Here is an 18,652-nt window from a genome sequence, read left to right as displayed (position 1 = left end):
CATGGAAAGAGACGCACATTACGTCGCGGTCGGTGCTTTCATCCTGCTGGTGGTCGCGATGGCCGTCGGCTTCGTGCTTTGGTACACGGACGCGAACGACGGCCGCGAGTACGAGCGCTATGAGATTTATTTCACCGGCTCGGTGAGCGGCCTGGACCGAGGCAGCCCGGTTCGTTTCCTCGGCGTCGACGTGGGTCGGGTGCGCCGGCTCGGCATCGATTCCAGCGATGCCACGCGGGTTCACGTGGTCATCGAAGTCGACAAGACCGCGCCGATCTCGGCCGCGACGCGGGCCAGCCTCGGCCTGCAGGGCGTGACCGGTCTGCTCTATGTGAACCTCAAAGAAGCGTCCGACGTGGATCGCAGCGTGCCGCTGACGCAGGGCGAGCAATATCCCGTGATCGAGGCGGTCGAGTCCGACTTCGATGCATTCCTCGCCAGCCTGCCGGAATTGATGGGTCGCGCGAACACGTTGCTCGAACGAATCTCACGAGTGGTCTCCGATGAGAATCTCGCCGGCATCGCCGACACCATCAAAGGCATGCGCGACACCATGCAGACCATGCCTCAGACTGCGAAAGACGTTCAGCAGCTGGTCGCGGAATTGCGCTCGACGGTCGCCGAGATTCACGGCGCGTCCGAATCGTTGCGCGGCATGGCGACCGATTCCCGGCCCGAAGTACAGCAGGCGCTGTCTCGTATGAACGAGATCGCGACCAACCTCGCCGATGCGTCCAAGCGTATCGACAGCTTCACTCAGAAGAGCGAAGTGCAGCTCGGTAACTTCACCGAGCAGGGCTTGTTCGAGCTGGAGCGGCTGATGCGCGAGACACGTCAGGCGGCGCGTGAATTCCGCGACCTGTCGCGCAGCCTGCAGGAAAACCCGTCGCAGATTCTGTATGAGCCGCCGGAGAGCGGCGTCGAGATCAAGAAATGAGCACGCGCATGAGAACCGGGCTGGTCGCCGTCGTTGCCGCGTTGTCCTGTGCCGCTTGCAGCACCGGCTCACTGTTCGACAGCGATGTGCCGGTGCCGAGCTCCTATGTGATCGCTCCCGCACCTGCCGGGTCGCTCACGGGCGTGCCGACTACGCCGGTGGATTTATCCATCGGTCGGCCGGATTTCGCGCCAGGTCTCGATACCGATCGCATTGCTGTGTTGAACGGGCGCAATCTCGATTACTACCGCGGCGTGCGCTGGGGCGGCCGTACGGTCGAGGTCGTGCAGAGCGTGCTGGTCGGCACGTGGAACGATCAAAGTCTGTTTCGTAGCGTCACGGCCGAACAAGCTCGAGTCGCCAACGATTACATCGTCGACGTGGAAGTGCGGCATTTCGAGGCCAATGCAACGAACGGCAAGGCGCCGGAAGTGCACGTGGCGATCATCGGGCGCCTGATCCGCGTCGTCGATCGCAAGCTCGTTTCAACTGTGAGCAGCGAATCGCGAGTGCGTGCGACCGAAGATCGCATGACTGCGGTCGCGGCCGCGTTTGAATCGGCGACCCAGCAAGTGGCGCTGGATCTGGCAAAACAGACGTCGGCGGTGGTGGCTGACGATCAGCCGACGCTGCGTAAAGCGCGCGGTGAGACCAGCGCTCCTCGCCCCGAATAATCCACGCGGCTCGAACCCACCGACCGAGTTGCTTGGAATCCCAGTGCCGGTACTTGAGCGTTCCTGGATGTTTGCTTCTGTGATCAAAGCCTGGTTGCTGGCGGCCGGCGCTTGTCTGCTGCTATCAACAGCGGCGCACGCCGACGAACAGGACTTCTCCGGTACCGTCGGCAAAATCTTCGATGGCGATAGTTTCCTGGTGCGGCCTGATGGCCGCGGTAGACGCGATGTCGACGTGCGTCTGCAAGACATCGACGCGCCCGAGAAAACGCAGCCGTATGGGAATACCGCCCGCGAAGCGCTCGTCAAACTCATCGGTAGCCGCAAAGTATTCGTCGATGTTGTGGACACCGATCACTACGGTCGCGCAGTCGTGCGTGTGTATCGCGAGCCCGATCGGCTCGATGTCGCGAAGGCGTTGGTGCGCGACGGTCACGTCTGGGTGTATCGACGCACGATTCACGATCGATCGTTGCTCCCGCTCGAAGACGCCGCACGTGCCAAGCACCTTGGCTTGTGGGCGCTGCCCGAGAGCGATCGGTTGCCGCCGTGGCAGTATCGATACATTCAGCGCCAGAAGCCGAAGCGCTCCGCCCTGAATGCGTTAGAACGTGCTGAGCCCAGTGGCTTCCATCAAACGATAGCGCCAGTAACGCCCGGTATCGTCATCTTTCCAGGCACCGAAGGCCGCGGTGAAGCTGGTGCCGGGTGGACCGTCGTTATTCCACAGCCGGTCGAAATAACTGATCAGCTCTATGCCCAGCGGTGACTTCGCGCTCAACTCGACCGCGACATTCGCTTCCAGATTGTAGTTGCCGATGTTGCGACGGGTGAGGTTCGCCGAGCCCAGCGACGCAATCAGCCGGTCGCCATGCGTGACGAGTGCGATTTTGGTGTGGAATTGCTCGCCATGCGTGCGATACCACCGCACCTGAATCTGTTCGTTGCTCCGCCGGACCAGCTCGGTCGCGACCGGACGATTCGGCACGCCATCTTTCTGGCGACCGAACGCGTCCTTGTTCGGATCGAGGATCAGCCGCACTTTCACGCCGCGCGATGCCGAGGCCAGCAACGAGCTCACGATCTTTCGATCGGACAGATAAAACGTCGCGATGCTGACCGCGTCGCCATTGCGGGTCGTGTCGATCGCACCGACCAGATGATCGCGAATCGCCTCTTCGGTGAGGAACTGCAGCTGCACGGGATCGGCGGGTTGGATCGTTGCCGGCTGAGTCGGAGACGTCGCGAGGATGTGACCTTTCCAACCCGAGAAGCGCGCCACTGCCATTTCGCTGTTGACGATCTCCTGCGCCAGCGGGCCGTTGAAACGAAGCGCCACATTCGAATGTGAGCTGCTGCCGTCGTGCGGATTGGCGGACGTGACCAGGCCCGTCAACGTGCCGTCGGCGCGATCGGCGACCACGACCTTGCGATGATTGGCTTTGAAATTCGCCAACGCCAGCCAGCTCCGAAACGTGATCGGCGGACTGCCCGGCGGCGCAAACGGATTCGTCATCGAGCCGCCGTCCGGCGCATTGCCCCACCATTGCAGAAACATGCGCCACAGCGCCGAGTAGATGAAATTGGAATCGCGCAACTGACCGAGATCGGTCGTGACGACATCGATGCCGCGGGCGCGCAGCTCGTTCAACAAGGGCGACGGCATGCCACCGTAGACATCGTTGATCGGATCGGTGATCAAGAGAATCGCCAGATCGGGCTTGGCCGCTTTGCGTGCCAGCAGCCGATCGGCAAGCTCGCGGCTGAGCGCCCGATGCACGCCTTCGTCCGCCCCCATCATGTCGTTGAGCAAAAAGAAGTCGGCGATCAGGAACGACTGCGCTTGATCGACGATGCCAAACACCTCGTCGAAGATGCGTTGCTCGCGGACGGTCTGGCCGTTGGGCAGGGTGGTCGTCAGGTCATACAGGAACTGGACATCAGCCGCCTCGGCGGTGACGAGCGGCGAGCTCACATCGGTGCCCGGCGGCGTGGGCTTATTCACATTCCACGCGGCAACCACGCCCCACCACGCGAGGAACGCCCACCCAACCCAACGTTTCTGGAAGCGCCGGCGCGGCGCCGTTTCTTCTTCGAGCACAGGATCCATGGCGCAATTGTAGTGGGCCCGGGCGGGCAACGCTGCAAGCCTGTGTTTGTTTCCCGACGTGCGTCGCGTTGCCCGTTATTTCTTCCAGTCGCGGGCGCGGGCGGCCTGCTCCTGATCGTGATCCAGGGCCTCGCCCGCCATGCTTTGTTCGACGGCGGCAAGAATCGCAGGGGGCATTTCGGTGGCGGCCATTCGATAGTCGCCTCCCTTGGCGTCCGCGGCGCTTTCGCTCAATGCTCGCACCTTCCAGACATTGGGCTCGCGACACGCGAAGCCCGCGGCTGCAGCGGTGGCGAACGTGCGGCAATATTCGCCGCTCGTTGCGCGGAACGTCAGGCCGATTCGAACCTGCGCCCCCTTGGGGGCGCCGCTCATTTGATCGGTGAGCGCTGCGGCCAACTCCCCGCGAGCCACGACGCCGCTGGGATTGGTTGCAAACAAATCGGAGTGCGACGGTTGAAGCGCGGTGCGACCGGCGAGAATGCCGATCACCAGGCTGGCGGCAATCGAGGTCCACTCCACCCATGACCAGCGCCGCGGATGCGCGGCTCGCTGCTTGGCGACGCGAGCGGCGTTGAGATCGGTGACGGGCGCGGTCTTCGAGGTTGCGGCATCGAGCAGGCGATCGGGAATGGGCTCATCGAGCACGCCATCGAAAGCGGCACCGAGATCGACGCGCAGGCTGCGATGTTTGGCGACGCGATCGGCGAGCGAAGGATCGAGCGCCATCGCGGCTTCGATCTGACGACGCAGGTCGGCGTCGACTTCGTCGTCGGCATACGCCATCAAGGTTTCATCCGAGAACTGCATGGTCCACCTTCATTCCAGCTGCTTCTGCAGCGCCTCGCGCCCGCGCGCGAGCCGGCTGGTCAACGTCCCGATCGGCACATCCAGCGCCTCAGCGGCTTCCTTGTACGAGAGCCCTTCGACCAGCACCAGTGCCACCGCCAGCCGCTGCTCTTCCGGCAACGTGGCCATCGCTTTCTGCACCGACAACATTCGCAGCTGCGCCTCGCTGGCGTTGTCCGGGATTTCCAGCCCCGCTTCTTCGGGCGCCAGGACCTTGCCCTGTCGGCTCCGAGCGCGAGCCTCGTCGATCCAGGCATTGCGCATGATGCCGAACATCCAGCTATGAAACGGCGCCTCGGGCCGCCACTGCTCATAGCGCAGCAGCGCCCGCTCGATCGCGATCTGCACCAGGTCATCCGCATCGGACGGGTGACGCGCGATCGCGCGGCCGAAACGCCGCATCCTGGGCAGCAGCGCCACGATCTGATCGCGCACCTGCTGCAAGGAGTGCTTGGTGCTTGCCGGTGTCTCGTTCATTGACTACTACGAGTCGGAGGCCGGGTTTATTCCCGAGCGGTCCAAAATAATTGTGCCCCAAGAGTACTGCGACTGACGCGGGGCGGCGACTTGGAAGAAATTGGGGCGGTGGCGCGTATATTGAGCATATGGCCGAGCGTACTCATGTTCCCGACTAAACCGGTTGTTCTCGCTGTTCTGGTGCTTGCTGTCAGCGGGCTGGCGCGTGCGCAGGTGACGCTGCCCCGCGTGCAGGTGCCCAACGTGCCGGGCCTGCCGACCGAGCCGCTGAATCGGACCGTCAACGGCGTGCTCGATCAGACCGACCCCCAGCGGCTGCGCGAGCTGCGACAGGTGCGGGTTCGCAATCTACTGCGGACAAATCGGACGGTCCTCGAAGCTGACCCCCGCGGCGCGCCCATCATTCGCAACGAAGTCGTCGCGCTGTCGCCGACGCAGGCTGCGCTCGAGGGGGCGAGGGCGGCGGGGTTCGTGGTTGGGCGGACCAGGACGCTGGAGGGATTGGATGTTTCCATCGTCGTCCTGCAGGCCCCGCCCGGGGTGTCGACGCGCCGCGCGCTGGAACGGCTGCGAAGAGACGATCCGGCGGGGACGTACGATTACAACCATGTTTATTTGGAGAGCGGCGAGGTTGGCCACGCCGCATCGTCTTCAGCTGGCGTTACGGGACCGCCGTTGATGTCCCGTGCGGCTAATCGTGTGGCTGTGTTGCCGGTGCTTGCGATGGCTGCGACTGAGGCTGCGGCTGAGGTCGAGGCTGCGGCTGCGGCTGCGACTGAGGTCCGTAGCGTGTCGCCTGTTTCAACCCGAGTTGGCTTGATCGACGGCGGCGTGCAGCGCTCTCATCCTGTCTTCAACGGCGTTGCCGTGCATGAGCACGGCTGCACGGGCGGCGCTGTTCCGAGTGCACACGGGACGGCGGTGGCTTCGTTGTTGGTGGGGCAGGGCGATGTGTTTCATGGCGCTGCGCCGGGCGCGGAGTTGTTTGCAGCGGATGTTTATTGCGGGCTCGCGACGGGCGGTGCGCTTGATTCAGTCGCTGAAGCATTCGCCTGGATGTCGCGGGAGACGGTCCCTGTCATCAATATAAGTTTGGTCGGGCCCGCCAATGCGCTGCTCGAACAGATCATTCGCGTGGTTACAGCGCGTGGGCATCTTATCGTTGCGGCCGTTGGGAATGATGGGCCGAGTGCGCCGCCTCTATATCCTGCTGCCTATCCAGAGGTGATTGCTGTTACTGGTGTCGATGCGAAGGATCGTGTGCTCGTGGAAGCGTGTCGAGGTAAACACGTCGACTTCTCTGCGCCCGGAGCAAACATGTCGGCTGCTGGTATCGATGCGCCGTTCGATGTCGTTCGCGGCACTTCGTTTGCGGCGCCGATTGTTGCTGGGCTTTTGGCGCGTCAGCTCACCTCTCTCAACAAGACACAAGCCGATGCAGCTGTCGCGGCTCTGGTCGCACAGGCGACGGATTTGGGGGCGCGTGGCGTGGATAAGATTTATGGGAATGGGTTGGTGGGGGAGGCGTTGCGCCCGCCTGAGCAACTGGCCTCCGCACAGCCCCATTAAGTCAAACCAGATTTATTTTCGGGTCGACGGAAGAAATCGCCGGATGCGCTCGTACTCCTATCAAAGGCTGCAGATTGGCTGCCGGCCGGACAGGAGAGACTCATGAAAACTCGTTCCATGCTGATCGGTGTTGCGATGGCCGCTGTGTTGAATTGTGCCGCTGTGAATGCCCAGGTCCTGGGCGGGCTCGGGGGTGGATTGGGTGGCGGTTTGGGCGGTGGGCTGCGCGATATGAGTATGGGCGCGCATGGCACGCTCAACGGGTCGCTCAACTCCGATCTCGATACGAGCTCTCTGCATCGAACTACTCGCGGCACCACCGATCGCGTGACCAGCCGCGTGCGTGATCGTGCCACCACGACCGTTGATCAGACTCGGGACAAGGCGGGCGAAGCCCGCCAGGCCGCGACCGCTACACCTTCAGCGGCTGCCGCCGCAGCGGCTAACGGTGTGAAAGACGTGCAGATCGAAGGTGCCGCCGATATGGCCGGCTCGGCGACTTCGACCGTGAGTCGCGATGGCATCAACCTCGCGGGCAAGGCGCAGGGTGAGGGCAACGGTGCAGTGAACGGCGGCGTGTTGCCGCAGCCGGAATTGCCGAACGTCGCGCCGACCAAGCTGGCGAGTGGCGATGCGCCGAATGTTTCTAACGCGACTCAGCGCGTCACCGAACCAGCGAAGGACGCCGCGCCGGCTTCGCAGCCGAACAAGGATGATTCCTCGGCCGGGCTGTTGAGCGCGCCCCGCGTGGCGGGCGCCCAAGAACCGCGCGCCGGAGGGTCGGCGTCTGGTCTCTTGGGGGCATCCAGCGCATCGAGCGGCAATGAATCAGGCGCGGCGAACAAGAGCCCGCTCGACACGCCGAAGGCGACCAACGCTGAGTCTTCTCAGCCGTCCCATGGACTAAACCTCGCGGGCGATGCAAACGGCTCCGCCTCGGCGTCACGCAGCGGGGTCGCTGCGGAAGGGGGCGGTTCGATGAGTGCGTCGCGTAAGTAACAAACGTACGATGGCCCGGCGAAGGGGCTGATCTGATCCGAGCGAGCGTCGAGGGAAATCTCGGCGCTCGTTCGTTCAATCCGGCGGCCTGCCCTCATCGCACTTCCTGCAATCCAACTCCCTCCCCACCGCCGCCTCCCGCCCCTCCGGCGTAATAACCCATCGCCTGTTAGTCCAGGGCGGATTGTGACGAACGTGCTGGTTGTGCCCACACTCGAGACGCGCGACCCAGTGCTGCTCCTCATCCTGATGAAACGATACGATCTTCCGCTTCATCGAGGGGCCGCGAACACCTGAGTCCAGTAGATGCCCGCCTCGCTGTTGCGATCCACGACAAACGCGATGCCCATCTCTGTAAACCCGGGCGTCATGATATTCACGCAATGGCCGGGGCTATCGATCCAGCCTTGTACGACCACTTCCGCCGTCTGAGCGCCGATCGCGATGTTTTCTCCGACGGTGCGCCACTTATAACCAACGCGCGCGGTGCGAATGCCGACGGTGCTGCCGTCCGAGCCCTGGTGCTCGAAGAAGTTTTTATTCGCCATATCCTGGCTGTGAACCAGCGCGGCCCGGCTCAGAACGGCGGACAAGGTCACCGGAGGAACCGCCGGAAACTCCTTGGCGCCGCACTTGCGCGCTTTACTACGAGCTGCATTCACCAACGCCAACACTTTCTTACTGACCTTCGCCGCATCCTTCACAGCAGGCGTCGTAAACGGTGCCGCGACGACAATCCAGATCGCATCCCGCTTCTGATACACACCAATCTCTTTGAAGCTCGCATCGGTGATGGTGTCGCAGTAATTGGCTTTCAGAATATCGACGACCGCCTTCCGGTCGCTCGACCCCGAGACCTGCATCGACGCCGAGTTCGTGGCTCGATAGTCGCTGCGACCCATCGCGTCACGCAGCCGCCCACCTTTGGACCATTCGCGCGCAACCGCATCCAGGTCCTTGCTGGCGCGCAGAGGCTGCGAAACGCCGGGTCGATTCGAACAGCCCTGGCGTCGAACCTGATTCAGGTCGTCGCCAATGTCCGCGAGCGCCGGCATCGCAATCCATGCGCCGCAGAGGACGAACAACGCGCTCGCGAGTTTTCTCATGCAGCGATGTTAAGTCATCGCGTGCGAATGATTCGAGTGCTTGCGACGGTGGCTCGTCTGTCGCGGCTGAACGAACTTCCGAATCGCATCCTCCAACGGCCGCTCGCCATCGCAGTAACCTTCCCATTCGGTGGCCTTGCGGGCGTAGTCGGCGGCCGTGCGGATCGTATAGCGCGTCGGATCGAGGCCAGCTTTCACTTGTGACCAGTTCAGCGGCATGGAAACCGTCGCGCCTTCCCGAACACGCGGTGAATACGGAGCGACGGCGGTCGCCATGCGATCGTTGCGCAGGTAATCGAGGAAGATCTTGCCGCCGCGCAGCTTCTTCGACATGTTCACCAGATATTTATCGGGGCTGTCTTCGGCCATGCGCGTGCACACGCCTTGCGCGAACGCTTTGGCTTCGGGCCATTTCAAACGATTGTTCCTGGAGTCGGCCAGCGGCGTCACGACGTGCAGACCTTTGCCTCCGGTCGTCTTGCAGAAAGCGACCAAGCCCAAGGCTTCCAAGCGCTCTTTAATCTCTTTCGCCGCGGCAATGACGTCAGAGAAATCGAGACCCGGCCCGGGATCGAGATCGAACACCAGTCGGCCCGGCGTTTCCGGCTTGTCCGGCTGACAGTTCCACGGGTGCAACTCGATGCCCGCGGACTGCGCGATGGCCGCCAGTGCTTCGATCCGATCGATCTGCAGATACGGCTTGTGATCGCCGAACACCTTCACCGTCGAGAGCAGATTCGAGGTGCCTTGCATGGCGTGACGTTGAAAGAACTGTTGGTGGCCGATCCCGTCCGGCGCGCGAATCAGAGAGCAGGGGCGGCCTTTGATGTGCGGCAGGATCAGCTCGCCCATGGTTTCGTAATAGCGAGCCAGATCGATCTTGGTGACAGGCGTTTTGTCGTTTGCGTTCGGCCACAGCGGCTTGTCGGCGCTCGAGATCGGCACGCCCATGACAACATTCGATCCGGCAGTCGACTTCGCGACCGCTGAATGTTTCTTCGCAGCTTTGCCGCGTGACGCCTTCTTCGCTTTGCCGCGAGCGGCTTTCGGTGCCGGCTCGACGACATCGACCTCTTCCGCCTCGGCCGGCCGTTCCGCGACGATCTCACTGGCCGGTTTATCGGTGCGCAGTCCTTTGAACGCGGCCTGACGAATATTTCCGCCGCCGGTCCAGCCGGCGAACTCAATCTCGGCGACCAGCTTGGGCTTGACCCAATGGATCTCGGGCTTCTTACGCGGCGCTGTCGAGCCACCGAAAGGATTTTCATCCGTCTCCAGCTTCTTCAGCTTCGGCCAGAGCTTCGCAACTTTGTCGCCGCCGAATCCGGTGCCGACGCGACCGACGTGAATCAAATGGCCGCCGCGATTCACGCCGACCAGCAGCGAGCGGAACGCCGAACCTGTTTGCGTCCAGCCGCCAATGACAACTTCCTGCCCGGCGCGACACTTCGCCTTGGTCCAGTCGCCGATGCGGCCCGCGCGATACGGCGCGTCGAGTCGTTTCGAAATGATGCCCTCAAGATTCATGCGACACGCGGATTGCAGCACCGCGTCGCCGGCGGTCTCGAAATGATCGACATAGCGGATCAGCGACGTCGAATCCTGACCTTGCTCGCCCAGATACTCTTTCAAGGCCGCTTTGCGATCTCGTAGTGACGACGAGCGCAGATCGCCGTCGTCGCTGTACATGAAGTCGAATGCGAAGAAGATCAGATCGTCGGTGCGATCTTCTGAGAGTGCGGCTTGCAAAGCCGCGAAATCCGGCGAGCCATTCTTGTCGAGCGCCGCGACTTCGCCATCGATGATGGCGTTGGGAAAGTCGGCGGCAGCGTCGGCGATGGCTTGAAACTTCGGCGTCCAGTCAAGGCCTTTGCGAGTCTTCAATGTGACATCGCCGTTGGCGATGCGCAGCTGCAAGCGATAGCCGTCGAATTTCACTTCGTGGCCCCAGCCAGGGCCGCCGGGAGGACGGTCGACAGGCTTGCACAGCTCCGGTTCGATGAACGCGGGAATGCGAGCGCGTTTGCTGGCGGCCTTCTTACGACGCGCCGTTTTCTTCGGCGCGGGTGTTTCCTCGACCGGCTCGCGATTCGAGTTCCACACGTCATTGGCCTTGGCCACTTTGCCCCTCAACATGAACGGCTGGGGCGCGCGGCCCTTGCCCGCCGCGATCGACGCCATAGGCCGGCCCGATGCAACCGAGCGATCCTCGCTCATCATTTTCTCGACGCCCCTGGCATCGGTCGCGTAAGCGTCGCGATGTTTGATCAGCAACCAGTTGGTGCGCTTGCCACCGTAACGATCGCCCTTCATGCGGACCAGGACGAAACTGCCCTTCAAGCGCTCGCCCGCGACTTGAAATTTCAACTCGCCTTTTTTCAATTGGGCCTCGGCGGACAGCTCGCCTTCGGGTCGCCAGAAGCCGCGGTCCCAGAGTTGTACTGTACCTCCGCCGTATTGGCCTTTCGGGATGGTGCCTTCAAAGTCGCCGTAATCGAGCGGGTGATCTTCCACTTCCACGGCGAGTCGTTTGTCTTTCGGATCGAGCGACGGGCCGCGGGTGACCGCCCAGGATTTGAAGACCCCGTCGAGCTCCAGACGCAGATCGAAGTGCAAGCGGGTGGCGGCGTGTTTCTGGATCACGAAACGCAATTCCGGCGACTTGTCCACTTTTCGCCGGCCGCTGGGCTCGGCGGTCTGCTTGAAGTCGCGCATGGCGCGATAGCGTGAAAGTTTGCGAGTTGCCACATCACACCTCTGCGGTGAACAATCGTCGGCGGTAAGCGGAAACGCTGTGAGAGCGCGCCCCGTTCCTTAACCTGAGATAGCCATGAACATTCTGAAAACGACTGCCATCGCGGCGCTGACCCTGACCGCCCTGAGCGTAGGCGCCGCGGCTCCCGAGCGCCTCAACGTGAAGCTCGGCTTGTGGGAAATGACCTCCATCATGCGCTTCAGCGGCGTGCCGCCGCTGCCGAAGGACGTGCTGGACAAGATGACACCGCAGGCACGGGCCAAGATGATCGCGGATCTCAAGGCGGCCTCCCAGGAGGAGCCGGAACCGGAAACCAGCAGCGAGTGCATCACGCAGGACGATCTGGACAAGCCGTTCCAATCCGCCAACTCCGATGACTGTAAGCAAACCATCGTCCGCACGACGCGCACCTCGCAAGAAATCCGCATGGTGTGCACCGGCAAGACGTCGGGCTCGGGCACGTTCAAAGTGAACACACCGACGCCGGAAACCATGAACGGCACGCTCGATCTGAAGGCGGGCGACGGGCCGGACGCCTTCGTGATTAAAGGCACGATCAAGGGCCGCTGGCTTGGAGCGGATTGCGGCGATGAGGAAGATAGCGACGACAACGCCGACGACGACGAAGACAACGCGGAGCAATAACGCCGCTTTCTTTAACGGCCGCATCCCTTATGCTTGCCTCCACCAACGATGGAGGCAGCATGACTCTCCGCAATCATCAGTTCCGTCTGGCAGCAAGGCCGGTGGGCGCGGTCAAGCGCACTGACTTCAACTACATCGATTCACCGGTCAGCCCGCCGGGTGACGATGAAGTGCTGGTGAAAACGTTATATCTGTCGCTCGATCCGGCGATGCGTGGCTGGATGAACGAGGGCAAGTCCTATATTCCCCCGGTGGCGCTCGGCGAAGTCATGCGCGCCGGCGGGGTCGGCAAGGTTCTCGAGTCCAAACATCCCAAGTTCAGCGCCGGCGATTTCGTGTACGGCACGCTGGGTATCCAGGAGTACGCGACGCTCGATGGCAAAGGGCTGAGCAAAGTCGATCCTTCCGTCGCTCCGCTGCCGGTTTATCTCGGCACGCTCGGCATGCCGGGCATGACTGCCTACTTCGGCCTGCTCGAGATCGGCAAACCGCAGCCGGGCGAGACGGTCGTAGTTTCAGGCGCGGCGGGTGCGGTGGGGACTGTTGTTGGACAGATTGCGAAGATCAAAGGGTGTCGGGTCGTCGGTATCGCGGGCGGCAAGCAGAAGTGCGACTACCTCACGCAGACGCTCGGGTTCGATGCGGCGATCGATTACAAATCCGAGGATGTGAAGAAAGCGCTGCGCCAGCATTGTCCCAAGGGCGTCGATGTTTATTTCGACAACGTCGGCGGCGATATTCTCGACATCGTTCTCACCCAACTCGCACGCAAGGCGCGCATCGTCATCTGCGGCGCGATTTCACAGTACAACAGTACGACCGGGGTGAAAGGGCCGTCGCACTACATGTCGCTGCTGGTCAATCGAGCGAGCATGACGGGGATGGTTGTGTTCGATTACGCCGATCGATATCCGGAGGCGGGGCGGGAGATGGCGGGGTGGATCAAGAGCGGCCGTCTCAAGACGCGTGAAGATATCGTCGATGGGTTGGAGACGTTTCCGGAGACGTTGTTGAAGCTGTTCAACGGGGAGAATTTTGGCAAGCTGGTGTTGAAGGTCGCTGACGCTTGAGTCATCGGCCGCTCTCGCGGCCGCTTCTCCAGAGGATTAATTTTTTATTTTTCTTTTGAGAAGCACCCGATGCCGGAAGATTTCGCCTTTCGTGCGGCCACTTCATCAGAGGATCAATTTTGAGGAGCGCCCAGCGCCGCAAGGTTTCGGCCGTTTCGCGCAGCCAGGTCTTCGCGCCTGACGGGCTCATCACGCGCGGCTCTCGCCGCGCCGTCCGGCAGCGGCGCTATGCGCGCTGCGAATGGCATGCGCGAATGTGCCATCGGACAGGCTTATACGCCTGCTCTCGAGCGGCACGGCTGACGCGCCCTGCGCCGGCTTATACGCCTGCTCTCGAGCGGCACGGCTGACGTGCCCTGCGCCGGCCTATACGCCTGCTCTCGCGAGCAGCACGGCCGATACGCCTTGCGCTGGCCGGTTCGTGTCCGGGTTGCGATACGAATGTGGCACGTTGCCCGGAAACGCCAGTACATCGCCGGCGGCGAGGTCGAAGCGGTCGCCGGCGACGAAGATCGTCACGTGGCCTGACAGGCACGTAAAGAACTCTCGCGTTCCAGGCAAATGCGGCGAGCCGCGCATCGATGCGCCGGGTGCGAAGTCCATCACGTTGAGCACCTCATCTGGAACCCGCTCGGGAATCAGCGAGCGAATCGTAATACCGCGACCGGCACTCTGCGACGCGAGTTCATCGCGCGACCATTTCCGAACTTTCGCGCGCGGTGAGGCGAGTAACTCGTCGAGGGGCACGTCCAACGCATTGGCAACCTTGACCAGCACGGTAAGCGAGGGATTGCCGTTGCTCGATTCCAGATTGGCGATGGTCGAACGCGGCACGTCCGCGCTCTTCGCCAGCGCGCCCTGCGTGAGATTGCGCACCTGACGAAAGGCGACCAGGTTACGAGCCAGGTGTTCGGCGACGAGTTCGGGTTTATCCATATTAATTACTCGGGATCGGGCATCCCTGCCACGACCCTCGTGCGAGTTGGCAAAAGGCGCGACTTTTGCCGCCTCGCCGCCGCTTGTGGCGGCGGGGTACATCCATGTAGCCGAGGTGGCACTAAGCCGGCGTATGTGTCTGGCCTCGCGACGCTTTGCCAATATATTGGACACTGCGATTGGCTCAGCGCGGCGGGTCCCTATGATGCTGTCATCGAAGGAGACCCTATGCAAACTCAACGACAGTCCGAAACACCGCGTCACTTGCACGGCGTGCGGGTAGCGATCACGGGCGGCACGTCCGGGCTCGGTCTCGCGTTGGTGAGAGAGCTGACGAAACGCGGAGCACAGGTTGCTCTGATCGCTCGCACTCCAGCGCGTGTCGCTGCCGTCGCAGTGGAGGAATCCGCGCACGGCATCGTCGGCGATGTATCAAACAAGCACGATATTCATCGAATGGCGTTGCAAGTCACTGGTCGGCTCGGCGGTCTCGACGTGCTCATCAACAACGCATCCGATCTCGGCCCGGTGCCGCTGGCCGTGCTGGGTGACACTCAATGCGAGGACTTCGAGCGCGCATTAGTGACGAACGTGCTCGGCCCGTTCCGATTGACCAAAGCGCTGCTCGGCTCACTGGCCGCGGCGGCACGGGAAGGAAAGGGTGCGCTGGTGTTGAACATTTCCAGCGATGCGGCGGTCAACGCGTACCCGCAGTGGGGCGCTTACGGTGCGAGCAAAGCTGCATTGGCTCATATGACGCGCGTCTGGAACGAAGAGCTGTCCTCGCAAGGCGTGCGATTCATCGCACTCGATCCAGGCGACATGGATACGCCGATGCATGCCGCGGCCTTGCCCGACGCCGATCCGTCGACACTGAAACCGCCGGCGCAGTCCGCGTATGAGCTGGCGGAAACCATTTGTGACTTGCTGCCGGCCCGCACCGTGCTGAGGTATGCCTCATGATCGCAGCCGATCGTCCCACTCAACGTCCACCCACTGCTCGCTTGTTACATGTCGACGAGCACGGCGCGATCCGTCACGCGCCACGCGCGCAGCTGGTGGAGTTTCTGCGTCCTGGCGATCTGGTGATTGCGAACGATGCCGCTACGTTACCTGCGAGCTTGCATGGCACACACACGCGGACCGGTCGAAGCATCGAAGTGCGACTCGCCGGCAAGCCATCGCTCGCTCATCGGGATGTGCAGCGATTCATCGCCGTGGCCTTCGGGCCGGGCGATTTTCGAACACGCACCGAAGATCGACCGTTGCCGCCGGTGTTCGAAGTGGGCGATGAACTCGAGCTCGGCTCATTGAGAGCACGCGTCGAACAGGTTCTCAATCATCCGCGACTGCTGGCCCTGCGCTTCGAAGCGGAAGTGAATGAGTTGTGGCGCGGCCTGGCGACATACGGTCGTCCCATTCAATACGCTCACTTAAAAGAACCGCTGGCGTTGTGGGATATCTGGACGTCGATCGCCGCAGCGCCCGTGGCTTATGAGCCGCCGTCCGCGGGATTCGCGTTGGACTGGCAAATGCTCGCGGACTTCGAAGCACGAGGCATCGAGTTCGCGACGCTGACGCACGCGGCGGGTATTTCCTCGACCGGCGATCCGGAGCTCGATCGATTGCTCCCGTTGGATGAGCCCTACCGCATTCCGGTCGCCACCGAAGAAGCGATTGCCGCCGCGCTCTGCGATGGACGGCGGATCGTCGCGATCGGCACGACCGTCGTGCGGGCGCTGGAGCACAGCGCCGCGACGTTCGGCTCGGTCGCGGCCGGCGAGAGCGTCGCGAATATCCGGATCGGCGGCCAGACGCAGCTGCGCGTGGTCGACGTGATTCTGTCCGGCACGCACGAGCCCGGCACCAGCCACTACGAGTTGCTGCAGGCCTTCGCCGACAAATCGACGCTCCGCCGCGCGGATGACGCGCTCGAGAGCGCCGGCTATCGCACCCACGAATTCGGCGATTCCGTTCTGATTGAACGTGATAGCCACCGATACTCGCGGCCGGCCGGACCCCGGATCGCGGACGAAGATTTTCCGGAAAATCAAGGACTGGTCGGACGGCCCGCGCCACGTATACTCCGCCGTTTTGCGCCGGCGCCCGCCCATGTGGTTCAAGAATCTCATCGTCTATCGCCTGCCCGACGACTTCTCTGTCTCCGCGACTGAGCTGGAGGAGAAGCTGGCGGCGCGCTCGCTCATGCCATGCGGCAGCTTCGACATGCAGAGCAAGGGCTGGGTGTTCTCCAGCGACCTGGAGCGCTATGTCCACACGGTCAACGGTCAGCACCTGATCGCGCTCGGCGTGGATCAGAAGTTATTGCCCGGCTCCATCATTCGCCAGGTGGCCACCGATCGCGCCAAGGAGATCGCCAAGGAGCAGGGCTATCCGGTCGGCCGCCGTCAGATGCGCGAATTGAAGATGCGCGTCACCGAGGAGCTGCGCGGTCGCGCGTTGACCCGTAAACGCATCACGCATGCGTGGATCGATCCCGAGCACGGCTGGCTGGTCGTCAATGCGTCCAGCGAAGGCAAGGCCGAAGAGCTGGTCGAGACGTTGCGCGACACGCTCGGCAGTTTGCAGGTCGTGTTGCTCGAGACGGAGCGCTCGCCGTCGTCCGCGATGACTGCCTGGCTGGCGCTGGGCGATGCGCCGGTGACGTTCACGATCGACGACGATTGCGAATTGCAGGCGGCGGATCAGAGCAAGCCCGTGATCCGCTATGTGCGTCATCCGCTCGACGGCAAAGAAATCCGCGCGCAGCTTTCTGGCGGCATGTTTGCGACCCGCCTCGGTCTCACTTGGAAAGATCGCGTCTCGTTCGTGCTGAACGAAAAGCTGCACGTGAAGAAAGTCGAATTCCTGTTGATGGATAAGGACACGCCCGCGGAAGGCGAGTCGGCGAATCCCGGCGAGCAGTTCGATATCGACTTCACCCTGATGACCGGCGAGCTCGCCGCCCTCCTAAATGACCTGGCCAAAGCGCTGGGCGAACCGGAACAGAAACAGGCCGCGGCGGCATAACGCAGCAACCGTTTATCTTTATTCCCCTTCGGGGAATGTACCGACGGAATCGCAGGCCGCTTCGCGGCCGCGAGGACGAGGAACCGGACATGCGCCCTGCCCCGCCTGACCCATTTCCCGAAACTGGCGCGTCGGCTTCATAAGGCTGCGGCACGCAGCCGGGCTCCCTTCCGAAACTCATTCCCCGAAGGGTAAAAATAAAACTAACCTTCTGAAGAGGAGGCGGCGAGAATCGCCCGCCGACGTCAAGGCGTGAGCGGCTGCCCCGCCCACCGCAGAATCGCGCGCGACACATCCTGTTCTTTCTTCAGCTGCTCCATCAGCTTGATCATCTGTTCGGCGAATTTATCTTTCTCGACCTGCGCCGCGACCACAGTGCCGGCGGCCTGGTTTTGATGTCGCAGCGTCTGGATCCTGTCCATCACCTGCATCGCCGCCCCTGAATTCGCAATCGCGAGACGTTGTTCGATACCGAGGCCGAGGCCTTCGACCAACGTTGTATCGCTTCTCTCCAGCGCTTGAGCCACCTGCTGACAACGCGCGCGAGTTTCCGGCTCGCGCACATGTTGCTCATCGCAAGCAAGCGTCACGGCACGAAACGCGGGAATGGTCAGCGACGATAACCAGCCGATCGTTGCATTCATCGCATTGGTCAGCGGTGCCGGCATGGGCTGAGCGACCGATGTGCCGACGGGGGTCTTGCTCAGCGGCGGGCTGAGCTTCGCGACCAGCGTCGTCCAATAAACATTGAAGTGCGCCGCCTTGGTCATCATGTCCAGAATCTGCGCTTCGGCCCGCGCGTCGCGACGCGCCTGGGCTCGCGACAGGGCGCCAAGCCAGACAGTGCCGCTGCCTGGATCGAGCTTACGCAAGCGTGCCTCGATGGGCTCGGGCTCGCAGCCGGCGACTTCCGTGCAGAGTCGCAAATGTAACCACAGGAGCTCCGGCCGGTCCGGCGCCGCCTGCGTCGCTTTCTGAATCTGGTTCAACGCCTGCGACCCGTTGGCGCTGGCGTTGGTGCCCCAGAGCGCAAGGGCGGCTGCGGCCATTTGATCCGCGTCCGACCCCTCAGCCGCGGGCTTGACGCTGGGGGAGCCCGGTTGGGGCGGCGAGCTGGCGCATGCCGAGAGCAGCAACACCAGCAGGGGCCACGGTCGGGCCCAGATGTTCGTTGATGTGCGTTTCATGGGCCGGATCTTAACAATGCAGGGCACTTGTACCAGCCGTCCGTGGGTGAGCGCGGATGTCTTCTCGTGGCGACTTAACGTCGCCGCGAGCCGCGCGAACGCCGGTGCACGGATGTGCCGGCTGGTCGACGCTCCAGGGATGGCGGGTACAACTATCTTACCGGTACGGATCCGCCGTTCACCGGTAGTTGCTGGTAAGCCTGTCCGGCAGCCCTTAGTTTCGGAGGCCATGGTCGTTAGTCCGTCAGTAACCCGTAGCTGTCGCCAAGGTCCGTTCTGGGCTCTGCGCCACGGTGCTGACGGCTGGA

The 18,652-nt window shown here is 62.6% G+C and carries 17 protein-coding genes and 1 pseudogene; 10 read left to right on the top strand and 8 right to left on the bottom strand.

Annotation, left to right across the window (positions count from 1 at the left end):
* The first annotated feature begins 1 nt into the window (after nucleotide 1).
* From ACFPN2_RS12915 to ACFPN2_RS12905, 3 genes and pseudogenes are all read left to right on the top strand, one after another.
* Nucleotides 2–937 carry an MlaD family protein gene (locus ACFPN2_RS12915; RefSeq protein WP_380597103.1) on the top strand — a complete coding sequence of 312 codons (936 nt, stop codon included), beginning with the start codon at nucleotides 2–4 and terminating at the stop codon, nucleotides 935–937.
* Nucleotides 938–945: 8 nt separating this feature from the next.
* Nucleotides 946–1,611, top strand: a complete 666-nt coding sequence (locus ACFPN2_RS12910; RefSeq protein WP_380597101.1) for an ABC-type transport auxiliary lipoprotein family protein — start codon at nucleotides 946–948, stop codon at nucleotides 1,609–1,611.
* A gap of 67 nt (nucleotides 1,612–1,678) precedes the next feature.
* A pseudogene (locus ACFPN2_RS12905) lies at nucleotides 1,679–2,074 on the top strand (thermonuclease family protein); the annotation flags it as partial.
* A 141-nt stretch (nucleotides 2,075–2,215) separates the two neighbouring features.
* Here ACFPN2_RS12905 and ACFPN2_RS12900 read toward each other — a convergent pair.
* The 3 genes from ACFPN2_RS12900 to ACFPN2_RS12890 form a co-directional block, all read right to left on the bottom strand.
* On the bottom strand, nucleotides 2,216–3,721 hold the full coding sequence (locus ACFPN2_RS12900; RefSeq protein ID WP_380597099.1) for a phospholipase D-like domain-containing protein: 1,506 nt from the start codon (nucleotides 3,719–3,721) through the stop codon (nucleotides 2,216–2,218).
* A gap of 75 nt (nucleotides 3,722–3,796) precedes the next feature.
* Nucleotides 3,797–4,531, bottom strand: a complete 735-nt coding sequence (locus ACFPN2_RS12895) for an anti-sigma factor family protein (RefSeq protein WP_380597098.1) — start codon at nucleotides 4,529–4,531, stop codon at nucleotides 3,797–3,799.
* 9 nt (nucleotides 4,532–4,540) lie between these two features.
* The gene (locus ACFPN2_RS12890) at nucleotides 4,541–5,047 is read right to left on the bottom strand and encodes an RNA polymerase sigma factor (RefSeq protein WP_380597096.1); all 507 of its coding nucleotides are present in this window, start codon (nucleotides 5,045–5,047) and stop codon (nucleotides 4,541–4,543) included.
* A 144-nt stretch (nucleotides 5,048–5,191) separates the two neighbouring features.
* Here ACFPN2_RS12890 and ACFPN2_RS12885 point away from each other — a divergent pair, with 144 nt between their 5' ends.
* Together ACFPN2_RS12885 and ACFPN2_RS12880 are read left to right on the top strand one after the other, a co-directional pair.
* Complete coding sequence (locus ACFPN2_RS12885; RefSeq protein WP_380597094.1) at nucleotides 5,192–6,616, top strand: S8 family serine peptidase; 1,425 nt, start codon at nucleotides 5,192–5,194, stop codon at nucleotides 6,614–6,616.
* A gap of 102 nt (nucleotides 6,617–6,718) precedes the next feature.
* Entirely contained in the window at nucleotides 6,719–7,615 is an 897-nt protein-coding gene (locus ACFPN2_RS12880; protein WP_380597092.1) for a hypothetical protein, read from the top strand.
* A gap of 75 nt (nucleotides 7,616–7,690) precedes the next feature.
* Here the strand turns inward: ACFPN2_RS12880 and ACFPN2_RS12875 are convergent, their stop codons facing one another.
* The 3 genes from ACFPN2_RS12875 to ligD are packed head-to-tail and all read right to left on the bottom strand — an operon-like array spanning nucleotide 7,691 to nucleotide 11,469.
* Nucleotides 7,691–7,891, bottom strand: a complete 201-nt coding sequence (locus ACFPN2_RS12875) for a DUF3565 domain-containing protein (protein ID WP_380597090.1) — start codon at nucleotides 7,889–7,891, stop codon at nucleotides 7,691–7,693.
* Nucleotides 7,888–8,721, bottom strand: a complete 834-nt coding sequence (locus ACFPN2_RS12870; RefSeq protein ID WP_380597089.1) for a CAP domain-containing protein — start codon at nucleotides 8,719–8,721, stop codon at nucleotides 7,888–7,890. Before ACFPN2_RS12870 ends, ACFPN2_RS12875 begins: the two co-directional genes overlap by 4 nt.
* A gap of 9 nt (nucleotides 8,722–8,730) precedes the next feature.
* The gene (gene ligD, locus ACFPN2_RS12865) at nucleotides 8,731–11,469 is read right to left on the bottom strand and encodes a DNA ligase D (protein WP_380597087.1); all 2,739 of its coding nucleotides are present in this window, start codon (nucleotides 11,467–11,469) and stop codon (nucleotides 8,731–8,733) included.
* An 82-nt stretch (nucleotides 11,470–11,551) separates the two neighbouring features.
* Between ligD and ACFPN2_RS12860 the strand changes: the two genes are divergently transcribed.
* Together ACFPN2_RS12860 and ACFPN2_RS12855 are read left to right on the top strand one after the other, a co-directional pair.
* A complete protein-coding gene (locus ACFPN2_RS12860; RefSeq protein ID WP_380597085.1) occupies nucleotides 11,552–12,121 on the top strand; it encodes a DUF3617 domain-containing protein in 570 nt (189 codons plus the stop codon).
* 59 nt (nucleotides 12,122–12,180) lie between these two features.
* Nucleotides 12,181–13,191, top strand: coding sequence for an NADP-dependent oxidoreductase (locus tag ACFPN2_RS12855; protein ID WP_380597083.1), 1,011 nt, complete (start codon nucleotides 12,181–12,183; stop codon nucleotides 13,189–13,191).
* A gap of 366 nt (nucleotides 13,192–13,557) precedes the next feature.
* On the opposite strand, the gene ACFPN2_RS12850 is transcribed toward ACFPN2_RS12855, so the two are convergent.
* On the bottom strand, nucleotides 13,558–14,229 hold the full coding sequence (locus ACFPN2_RS12850) for a helix-turn-helix domain-containing protein (RefSeq protein ID WP_380597081.1): 672 nt from the start codon (nucleotides 14,227–14,229) through the stop codon (nucleotides 13,558–13,560).
* A 126-nt stretch (nucleotides 14,230–14,355) separates the two neighbouring features.
* Here ACFPN2_RS12850 and ACFPN2_RS12845 point away from each other — a divergent pair, with 126 nt between their 5' ends.
* Genes ACFPN2_RS12845 through ACFPN2_RS12835 form a run of 3 tightly spaced genes read left to right on the top strand, consistent with a single transcriptional unit; the run spans nucleotide 14,356 to nucleotide 17,157 of the window.
* Nucleotides 14,356–15,090: an SDR family oxidoreductase gene (locus tag ACFPN2_RS12845; RefSeq protein WP_380597079.1), complete on the top strand. Its 735-nt coding sequence runs from the start codon at nucleotides 14,356–14,358 to the stop codon at nucleotides 15,088–15,090.
* The gene (locus tag ACFPN2_RS12840; protein WP_380597077.1) at nucleotides 15,087–16,301 is read left to right on the top strand and encodes an S-adenosylmethionine:tRNA ribosyltransferase-isomerase; all 1,215 of its coding nucleotides are present in this window, start codon (nucleotides 15,087–15,089) and stop codon (nucleotides 16,299–16,301) included. Before ACFPN2_RS12845 ends, ACFPN2_RS12840 begins: the two co-directional genes overlap by 4 nt.
* On the top strand, nucleotides 16,240–17,157 hold the full coding sequence (locus ACFPN2_RS12835; protein WP_380597075.1) for a recombination-associated protein RdgC: 918 nt from the start codon (nucleotides 16,240–16,242) through the stop codon (nucleotides 17,155–17,157). The genes ACFPN2_RS12840 and ACFPN2_RS12835 overlap by 62 nt, the downstream gene beginning before the upstream one ends.
* A 245-nt stretch (nucleotides 17,158–17,402) precedes the next feature.
* Here the strand turns inward: ACFPN2_RS12835 and ACFPN2_RS12830 are convergent, their stop codons facing one another.
* A complete protein-coding gene (locus ACFPN2_RS12830; RefSeq protein ID WP_380597073.1) occupies nucleotides 17,403–18,344 on the bottom strand; it encodes a hypothetical protein in 942 nt (313 codons plus the stop codon).
* Nucleotides 18,345–18,652: the final 308 nt, after the last annotated feature.

The organism is Steroidobacter flavus, assembly GCF_042651805.1.
GTDB classification, from domain to species: domain Bacteria; phylum Pseudomonadota; class Gammaproteobacteria; order Steroidobacterales; family Steroidobacteraceae; genus Steroidobacter; species Steroidobacter flavus.
This window is presented reverse-complemented; position numbering and strand designations above follow the sequence as displayed.

Excerpts from the sequence above, each read along its gene's own strand:
- ACFPN2_RS12915 (WP_380597103.1), top strand. The coding sequence starts at position 2 with ATGGAAAGAGACGCACATTACGTCGCGGTCGGTGCTTTCATCCTGCTG.
- ACFPN2_RS12910 (WP_380597101.1), top strand. The coding sequence starts at position 946 with ATGAGAACCGGGCTGGTCGCCGTCGTTGCCGCGTTGTCCTGTGCCGCT.
- ACFPN2_RS12900 (WP_380597099.1), bottom strand. The coding sequence starts at position 3,721 with ATGGATCCTGTGCTCGAAGAAGAAACGGCGCCGCGCCGGCGCTTCCAG.
- ACFPN2_RS12895 (WP_380597098.1), bottom strand. The coding sequence starts at position 4,531 with ATGCAGTTCTCGGATGAAACCTTGATGGCGTATGCCGACGACGAAGTC.
- ACFPN2_RS12890 (WP_380597096.1), bottom strand. The coding sequence starts at position 5,047 with ATGAACGAGACACCGGCAAGCACCAAGCACTCCTTGCAGCAGGTGCGC.
- ACFPN2_RS12885 (WP_380597094.1), top strand. The coding sequence starts at position 5,192 with ATGTTCCCGACTAAACCGGTTGTTCTCGCTGTTCTGGTGCTTGCTGTC.
- ACFPN2_RS12880 (WP_380597092.1), top strand. The coding sequence starts at position 6,719 with ATGAAAACTCGTTCCATGCTGATCGGTGTTGCGATGGCCGCTGTGTTG.
- ACFPN2_RS12875 (WP_380597090.1), bottom strand. The coding sequence starts at position 7,891 with ATGAAGCGGAAGATCGTATCGTTTCATCAGGATGAGGAGCAGCACTGG.
- ACFPN2_RS12870 (WP_380597089.1), bottom strand. The coding sequence starts at position 8,721 with ATGAGAAAACTCGCGAGCGCGTTGTTCGTCCTCTGCGGCGCATGGATT.
- ACFPN2_RS12860 (WP_380597085.1), top strand. The coding sequence starts at position 11,552 with ATGAACATTCTGAAAACGACTGCCATCGCGGCGCTGACCCTGACCGCC.
- ACFPN2_RS12855 (WP_380597083.1), top strand. The coding sequence starts at position 12,181 with ATGACTCTCCGCAATCATCAGTTCCGTCTGGCAGCAAGGCCGGTGGGC.
- ACFPN2_RS12850 (WP_380597081.1), bottom strand. The coding sequence starts at position 14,229 with ATGTACCCCGCCGCCACAAGCGGCGGCGAGGCGGCAAAAGTCGCGCCT.
- ACFPN2_RS12845 (WP_380597079.1), top strand. The coding sequence starts at position 14,356 with ATGCAAACTCAACGACAGTCCGAAACACCGCGTCACTTGCACGGCGTG.
- ACFPN2_RS12840 (WP_380597077.1), top strand. The coding sequence starts at position 15,087 with ATGATCGCAGCCGATCGTCCCACTCAACGTCCACCCACTGCTCGCTTG.
- ACFPN2_RS12835 (WP_380597075.1), top strand. The coding sequence starts at position 16,240 with ATGTGGTTCAAGAATCTCATCGTCTATCGCCTGCCCGACGACTTCTCT.
- ACFPN2_RS12830 (WP_380597073.1), bottom strand. The coding sequence starts at position 18,344 with ATGAAACGCACATCAACGAACATCTGGGCCCGACCGTGGCCCCTGCTG.